Raw genomic sequence first — 2,472 nt, 5'->3', positions numbered from 1 at the left:
TGCTGCATCTTCAGCGGCAGGCGCTGCTTCTACAGGTATTTCGAGTTCTTCTGTGGGTGCTGCATCTTCAGCGGCAGGCGCTGCTTCTACAGGTATTTCGAGTTCTTCTGTGGGTGTTGCATTTTCTGTGGCAGGTGCTGCCTCTACAGGCATTTCGAGTTCTTCTGCAGGTGCTGCATCTTCAGCGGTAGGGGCTTCTTCTACAGGCTTCTCATCGATTACAGCCTCGGTAACCTCTTCGATTTCAGTAAACTCAGCATCGTTGGAATCATCAAGTTCAATAGTGCTTGTATCTTTTGGAGTTTGAGCGTCAATTTTTATTTCTGTGTGTGGCTTTCGTGTAATAGTGACTTTGGGGCGCTGAATGTCGGTGACATGAATATTAATGTTGATATTAATATTCGTGTTGCATTCTTGCTCCTTCATGAGAATTACCTACTGCTCGAGGCTCATAACTTGAACCTCACTGTCGCTATCAACGGTCTCAAGCTTTAAGCTCAGTCGCTCCATTCTTAAGGCAATTTTGTTTAAGTCTTCTTGTATTACCTCTGCAGCAGCGTTTGTTTCCTCACTGACTTCTTCTTGCGTGAAGTTCTTGACTTGGTTATTCAAGCGTTTGGTGATCTCACTTTGGTTTTTTGCAGCACTGGAAATCGTTGTATTGGTGTTAATGATATTCTTCACTGCATCTGTGATTGAATCTAAGGATTTACCTGCCTCAGCAGCTTGCTGCACGCTTGTGTCGGCACTGCTGCGGCCTTGCTCCATTGTGTTTACTGCATCGGAGGCGTTGGATTGTAGTTTTTCAATCATTTCTTGAATTTCTTGAGTGGCTTGTTGTGTCCTTTGTGCAAGTGTTCTAACTTCATCAGCAACGACTGCGAATCCACGGCCTTGTTCTCCAGCTCGAGCAGCCTCGATCGCAGCATTGAGTGCAAGCAGGTTCGTTTGCTCTGCAATGCCTCGAATGACATCAAGTACAGCGCCAATACCTTCACTGTCTTGAGCAAGCTTGCCGATAACCTCGGAAGCGGCGGTGACCTCTTTAGAAAGGTTGTTGATTGCATTTGTTGTTTTGGCAACGACATTTTGACCATCTTGTGCCTTATGACTTGCTTCTTGTGCTGCATCGGTTGCATTTTTGGCAGAGTTTTCCACCTCAGAGATGGCGGATGAAATTTTAGTAATGTCATCGATGAGTTGTTTCTCAGCCTCGGTGTCTTTGCCCTCAGAGCGAGCTTCTTTGAGTAAACGGTCTGTTTTTTCAAAGATGCTGTAAAGGTCGCCATAAAGATCATTGATATTTGTAGCAATATCGCGATGGGTTTCAGAGAGAGAGTTTTGTAATTGCTCTAGGAATTCGACTTCATTTTTAGAAGGCTCTTGATTTTCAAATAGGTGAGAATGACCAAAGTTTGCCATTAGCTTTTTGATGGGGTGAAGGATCACTTTTGGGGCAATGAATGAGTAGATGACGCTCACAATTGCAGCGCAAATGATTGTCACTGTCGCTGGTGATTCAGAACCTAATTGTGAAACGATTCCCCAAACAGCAAGGATTAACAACGAGTTAGCCAAAATAGCAATTCGTATTTTTGCTTTTGCTGTGAGTTTCTTCATGCTGCAGTGCTCCTGGATTTCCGCAGATCATACGCTCCTAACAAAAAGCATAGTATAAAACTGGCTTTTTTAGAGATTAATCTAGCTTTTTTTTGTAAGCTTTGAGTATAATGGCGCGTTTGTCTAACGCTTTTATGGGGTTGTCTATGAGACAGAAAAATACGATTATCATTGGCATTGCAGGAGCTTCGGCATCAGGGAAGAGCTTGCTGGCATCGACAATCGTGAATGAAATTGGCTCTGAGCGAGTCACAGTGATCTCCGAAGATTCTTATTACAACGATCAATCAGATATTCCTTTTCATATTCGAGAGCAGACGAATTATGATCATCCAGATGCTTTTGATCACGAGTTATTAAAAGAGCATTTGCAGAAGTTGCGTTGTGGTGAGACGGTTGAGATCCCTCAATACAATTACGTTACTCATACACGAGAAGAGACAACACATAAGGTCGGCGGGCAAAGCATTGTTGTCTTGGAGGGGATTTTATTATTAACTGATAAAGAGTTGCGCGAACTAATGGACATCCGTATTTACATGGATACACCGTTGGATTTTTGTATCTTAAGGCGTTTGAAACGAGATGTGATTGGTCGAGGGCGTTCGATTGAGTCTGTCATTCAGCAGTATGAAGAAACGGTACGGCCGATGTATTTGCAGTTTATTGAGCCATCAAAGCGTTATGCCGATGTGATTGTTCCCCGAGGGGGTAAAAACCGCATTGCGATTGACTTGATTAAAGCTAAAATGCGTGAGCTTTTGCTTGAAGAGCAATAAAAAAGTAGATTATTTCTGGTTAAGTTTTTAAATTTAAGAAATCTTGCAAGGCATAAAGTAGAGATAAAAATTG

Annotated in this window: 2 protein-coding genes and 1 pseudogene; 1 reads left to right on the top strand and 2 read right to left on the bottom strand. The window is 42.8% G+C overall.

The features are described from left to right. Nucleotides 1–426 (bottom strand): annotated as a pseudogene (locus BGC07_RS20455) (hypothetical protein); the annotation flags it as partial. Nucleotides 427–435: 9 nt separating this feature from the next. Then, a complete protein-coding gene (locus BGC07_RS02485) occupies nucleotides 436–1,620 on the bottom strand; it encodes a methyl-accepting chemotaxis protein (protein WP_069311832.1) in 1,185 nt (394 codons plus the stop codon). Between the two features lie 146 nt (nucleotides 1,621–1,766). Between BGC07_RS02485 and udk the strand changes: the two genes are divergently transcribed. After that, nucleotides 1,767–2,399, top strand: a complete 633-nt coding sequence (udk, locus tag BGC07_RS02480; protein ID WP_069311831.1) for a uridine kinase — start codon at nucleotides 1,767–1,769, stop codon at nucleotides 2,397–2,399. Nucleotides 2,400–2,472 lie beyond the last annotated feature (73 nt).

This window comes from Piscirickettsia litoralis (genome assembly GCF_001720395.1).
Taxonomy (GTDB): domain Bacteria; phylum Pseudomonadota; class Gammaproteobacteria; order Piscirickettsiales; family Piscirickettsiaceae; genus Piscirickettsia; species Piscirickettsia litoralis.
Note: the sequence above shows the minus strand (reverse complement) of the source record. Positions and strands in the feature narration are given on the sequence as shown.